Origin of the sequence: Lachnoclostridium sp. MSJ-17, from assembly GCF_018918205.1 — a bacterium.
Taxonomy (GTDB): Bacteria; Bacillota; Clostridia; order Oscillospirales; family Acutalibacteraceae; genus Ruminococcoides.
The window spans coordinates 1-4,766 of sequence record NZ_JAHLQB010000023.1 but is presented as its reverse complement, the minus strand read 5'-3'; the positions used below and the strand labels follow the sequence as shown (position 1 = coordinate 4,766).

The 4,766-nt window shown below is 42.1% G+C and carries 6 protein-coding genes and 1 tRNA gene; all 7 read right to left on the bottom strand.

Going from position 1 to position 4,766, the window contains the following annotated elements:
- Positions 1–243: 243 nt before the first annotated feature.
- Positions 244–597 (bottom strand): four helix bundle protein, encoded by a 354-nt coding sequence (locus tag KQI64_RS01565; protein WP_216523022.1) that lies wholly within the window; start codon positions 595–597, stop codon positions 244–246.
- Between the two features lie 189 nt (positions 598–786).
- Positions 787–875, bottom strand: a tRNA-Ser gene (locus KQI64_RS01560).
- 98 nt (positions 876–973) lie between these two features.
- The gene (locus tag KQI64_RS01555; protein ID WP_216523021.1) at positions 974–1,420 is read right to left on the bottom strand and encodes a LytTR family DNA-binding domain-containing protein; all 447 of its coding nucleotides are present in this window, start codon (positions 1,418–1,420) and stop codon (positions 974–976) included.
- 321 nt (positions 1,421–1,741) lie between these two features.
- Complete coding sequence (locus KQI64_RS01550) at positions 1,742–2,941, bottom strand: tyrosine-type recombinase/integrase (protein WP_216523020.1); 1,200 nt, start codon at positions 2,939–2,941, stop codon at positions 1,742–1,744.
- Positions 2,942–3,008: 67 nt separating this feature from the next.
- A complete protein-coding gene (locus tag KQI64_RS01545; RefSeq protein WP_186833893.1) occupies positions 3,009–3,209 on the bottom strand; it encodes a helix-turn-helix transcriptional regulator in 201 nt (66 codons plus the stop codon).
- 97 nt (positions 3,210–3,306) lie between these two features.
- A complete protein-coding gene (locus KQI64_RS01540; protein WP_216523019.1) occupies positions 3,307–3,912 on the bottom strand; it encodes a hypothetical protein in 606 nt (201 codons plus the stop codon).
- Positions 3,884–4,766 (bottom strand): DUF3854 domain-containing protein (locus tag KQI64_RS01535; protein ID WP_216523018.1); only part of this gene is annotated, 883 nt, incomplete at its 5' end. The genes KQI64_RS01535 and KQI64_RS01540, both read right to left, overlap by 29 nt.

Here is a 4,766-nt window from a genome sequence, read left to right as displayed (position 1 = left end):
GCGAGAGTACAGAGCACGTATGCAAAGAAATTGCTCTGGGTGACAAAGCCGTCCTGAACATGGTGCAAAAGCGAATTATTCCGCCCGATGATATAAACAAATATTAGGTCGTATATCAGCTCAAGATATTCGACCTTTTTTTCTTTTTTAAGCTCAACCATTGTCTCACCTTAATTTCTGTGTGATGTGGGATTATCTGTTTATATACTAACATCTAAAACGCAATAAGTCAATCGGGATAAATCAAGTGGTTTCTTTTGCCGTATTGATGGACGCAATCAAAATTCGCTTGATCTCTAAACAGTCAGCCAACAGCGAGGACGCCAGTTTATTATCCAGATAATCGGATTTTAACAGAATATGCAGCCAGTATTCGGTTTCTGCCGTTTCTTTTAAGGCGATATGCAGCTTCGAAATAAAATCCGCCTTGCTGTTTCCATACTGCGCTTCGTTAATATTCGCGCCGATAGAAGTACCGCTACGTAAAATTTGCTTAGATAAAACGTTTTCGTGCTTTTCTTTTGACAAGTACCGGTGCAGCTTTACTATCCTTGCGCCAAAGTCAATAGATTTATCAATCAAAATATTTTGTTTCACTTTTATCACCAAGTATATTATATCAAAATCGGTTCTTTGTTACAATAATCATTTTTCATTCTTAAGTCTTAAGTTTTCAGTATTAATTTAGAAAATCCTGCCCGGACTGAATAATGAATACTGAAAAATTACTGAAAAATTAATAATACAAAGCGAAAATCCTGCCACAGCGTGACAGGATTTTCGCTTTGGCGGAGACGGCGGGATTCGAACCCGCGGGGGATTGCTCCCTAACTGATTTCGAGTCAGCCCCGTTATGACCACTTCGATACGTCTCCGTATTCAACTTTAACTATTTTACCTTTTTTCAGCCGGATTGTCAAGTGTATTGACTTACTTTTTTCAAAAGCAGGCGCGATATCATTTTTATTCCGCGCTACGTGGTTTCTCCTTTAAGCGCTTTCTTAAGCTCAGGTACGTATTTTCGGGTTATCACAACCTGCTCTCCCGACGGAAGCACCGCCGTAAAACGGCTGTTCAGCGCAGGCTTTATCGAGCTTACCTTCATCAGGTTCAGCAGCGTGGATTTTGATACCCTCAAAAAATGCTTTTCCCTCAGCACCTCCTCAAGCTCGTACAGTCTCTGTCTTGTTTCATACACCTTGTTTTTTGTGTAGAGAAAAACCTTGTTGTCCACCGCTTCTATATAAAAAATATCGGTTACGGCAACCTCGTACTGCCTTTCGTCGGCGGTGGCTGTAAGCTGTCCCTGCCGGGATTTAACAAAGGCAACTATCTCGCGCACTTCGTCGCTGATTTGATGGCACTGAATTTCAAGCAGCTCAGGATTGCTGCGGTCTATAATTGTGACTTTAGTTCGCATTCTCTGTCCTCGGAATAGTTCCCTCGTTAGTAAAAATCATCGTCTTACAGCATTATAAAGCTTTTCATCAAATAATGCAAGAGCAGCATGAAAAAAGAGCCTCCCAAAACGGAAGGCTCTGATTAGGTCAAATTATTGTACCATAAATGCGAAGTGATTTCATTTTTGGCTTGTACTCTAAACAATTCAGCCTGCGCAAAAAACATTTAAGCAATTTGTAAGCAAAAAATTGTTTTGTCAAAAGGCTGTATCGAAAAGCGGTGCGCAACTCTGATATTTTACGCAAAACTCAAACAGATAAACTTATTTTACGCATTTTTCTCAATCCAGGAAATTGACCGTTTTTTGAATCTCTTTCTCAACTACTTCGCCTACCAGGTGTGTATAATACAATGTTGTTTCATAGCTTGCGTGTCCCATAATCCTCTGAACAAAAACGGGATCCAGTTTCTTTTTAAAACAATTAGTCGCAAAAGTGTGTCTGAAAACATGCGGATGAATGCTTCTGATTTGCCGCGGTACTCTCTTCTCGCTAAAGGCAGTCTGCGTTTCATAGATAATCATATCTTTTTCTACCTTTTTTATGTCATGCGAAAGATTATACCTGGTAATGGGCGTGCCTTTGGAGGTTGTGAAAACCAAGTTACCGTATTCCTCAATCGGTTGCCAGTTCGCTCCGGCGCTCTGTTTGAGTTCATGCTGAATCTTAGCCCAACTTTTCAATGCTTCTTCTACTCCGTGAAAAAACGGGATGATTCTGTATCCGGTCAATGTCTTTGGTGCCTTGACAACTTGATACTTTACCTTATTCACATAGTAAATTTTCATTGATTTGGAAATACTGATTTCCTTTTTATAAAAATCAATATCCTCCCAAGTTAAAGCTGATAATTCTCCGATTCTTATACCGGTTAAAAGCATGAAGATATATAAATCATGATAGATATCATTTTCGGTTAACTTCAAGAATAAATCTTGTTCCCATTTATCCAAAACACGTTTTTCTTTTGGCGCTATATCAGCCTGTTGAATATAAATATCCTTACAGGGATTGACTTGGATCATGCGGTTCATGAGCGCCGCTTCAAAGCAATCCCTGAGAACCGACAATGCCTCTCGAATGCTTCGATATCCGTATTCTTCCTCTATAAGCTGATTAGTAGCAGTTTGAACATTGATTGATGAAACAAGTTCAACCTTCTTTCGACCCAAAATCCTTATGTAGGTGTTTTTAATCTTTCTCAAATATATCTGGGTAGACTCTCCGCCTTTTAGCTTTGGCTCCTTATATGCTTTGAACCATTCATCAAACCATTCGTTCAATGTAGTATTTGACCAATTGTTTGTTTCGTTTCTTATCACCTTGGCTTTTTCTGTTTCAAAATCCTTTCGAATCTGAGTAAGGCTCATATTATACAAATGAATCTTAGTTCCGTGGATAATAGCCCTTGCCTCGTATCGACCGTCTTTTCTCTGGCTTATACCTTTGCCTAAGGATTTACCATGTAAATCTTTGCCCAAATCATTTCACTCCTTAGCGTGTAAAATGATTAGTACATAATCATTTTACCATATTACTTTGATGATTTCAACATACATTTATCTGATACTTAATGCAATCGGCAATGTATTTGTCAAACAAATCCTTGTCTGCGTATAATCTGTTGCCCATGCGAACCGTAAAGGGGCTGTCGGCTCTTCTCAGCAAACGCCTTACAGTCGTATCACCCCAACCGGTGTATTCCTTTAATTCCTTAACATTAAGTAATTTTTTATTGACTAAATCCATATATTGTTACTCCTTTCGCCTGGATTTGATATACTATATTATAACATAGCTTTATGAGCATTTATTGCTGACTTTGTTGCTCAAATAACTCCTAAAACTAAGCCCTCTCCCCTCTCGCCTTGCGGCGTTTGTCGGATACAGAATAGCCGTGAGCGGATTCCTCCGCGTAGGTTCTGACCGAATAGCCGCCCGCGAGATAATCGTAGTCAATGATAAAGTAGTGGGTGTTATCGACGCCGATCGTGACGGAGCCGTCGGTGTTATAAAAGGAACAAAAAGAGTTCCTTATATATAGTATAACGGATTCTTTCATTTTTTCGGGCGAGACGTCCGCGCTGAACAGTCCGCGCTCAATCATTCTGTGTCTGGCATGAGTTGTGACGGACAGCTTGGCGGTTATCCGCTGAACGTCGTTACTTGATAGCGGATAGCCGTTGGAAAAGCGCGAGGATATCGGCATTTCGTAGGACGCCTGTCCCTCACTCAATGCCTGCAACAACTGCTTGAGAATTGTCATCGCTTCGTTGGGAAGATAAACGCCCAAGACGTTTTTGACGCCGTCCTCATACACCACCAGACGCGGCAATCCCTGCTGCGAGGTGTCAATGGAGAATTTTGACCTTTCATTCACTCCGATAATGTTTAATTTGTTTTGCGTGTAGATATACATAGCTTCATTCGTCACTCCCTTCAATTTCCGCATTGTCTCTGCTTTTGATCCAATGCAGCGCAAAATCATCCAATCCTTTTCCGTCGGACAAATCCCATTCAAAGGTTGAACAGTAAATATCACTCTCATAAATCAGCCGCCTCAACTTCTCCTTTGCCTTCGCCACATTCTCATTGATGCGGAAATCCGCGTCAAACGCGATCAGAATCTGCCGGTAGTCCTGCCGGATATACGGGAGCAGCTTTTCAAACTCGCGGATATTATTCACGCCCGGCAGCGCAAGAAGGCTATACCCGAACACCTTGTTGGGTATGATCGCTTTAAACGCGCCTTCCGTAACGATCAGCGTATCGGGCTTTCGACTTCCCTTCATATAGAAAGGGATCGCCGCAGTAGCCGCGCCGCCCGGTAAGCCGTTGGAAGAAAACCAGAGGTATTTCGTCTTGCCAAACGGACGATCGAGCCGAATTTGGATACCCTCGATATAGCCGAAATAGTTATATACGGGGATCATGTAGCCGGTCATCTTCGGATTGAGGTTGATCGTCCACTCACCGCCATCGAGATAAAAGCCGCCGACATTCTCCAAGCTGATGTTTTCAGCCTGTAATTCCCGGCACAAGGCTTTGTAGCCGAACAGCGGAACGGATTTAAAGCCGAACCGCTCCATATCCTCGTCCGACAAACCGCGTGCGTACAAATCCGGTTTATGGATCCTCGCCAAGAACAGCTTGTTCAAAAATGCCCGATAGACAGTGTCTAAACGCTTCATGCGCTCAAAGTCAACCTGCGGCTGCGGTTCCTCGACCTGCTTGTCCGTCTGTTTTGAAAAGCGATAATATGAATTCTCCGTCATTCCCAGTTCCTTCTTGATTTCACGAACGATC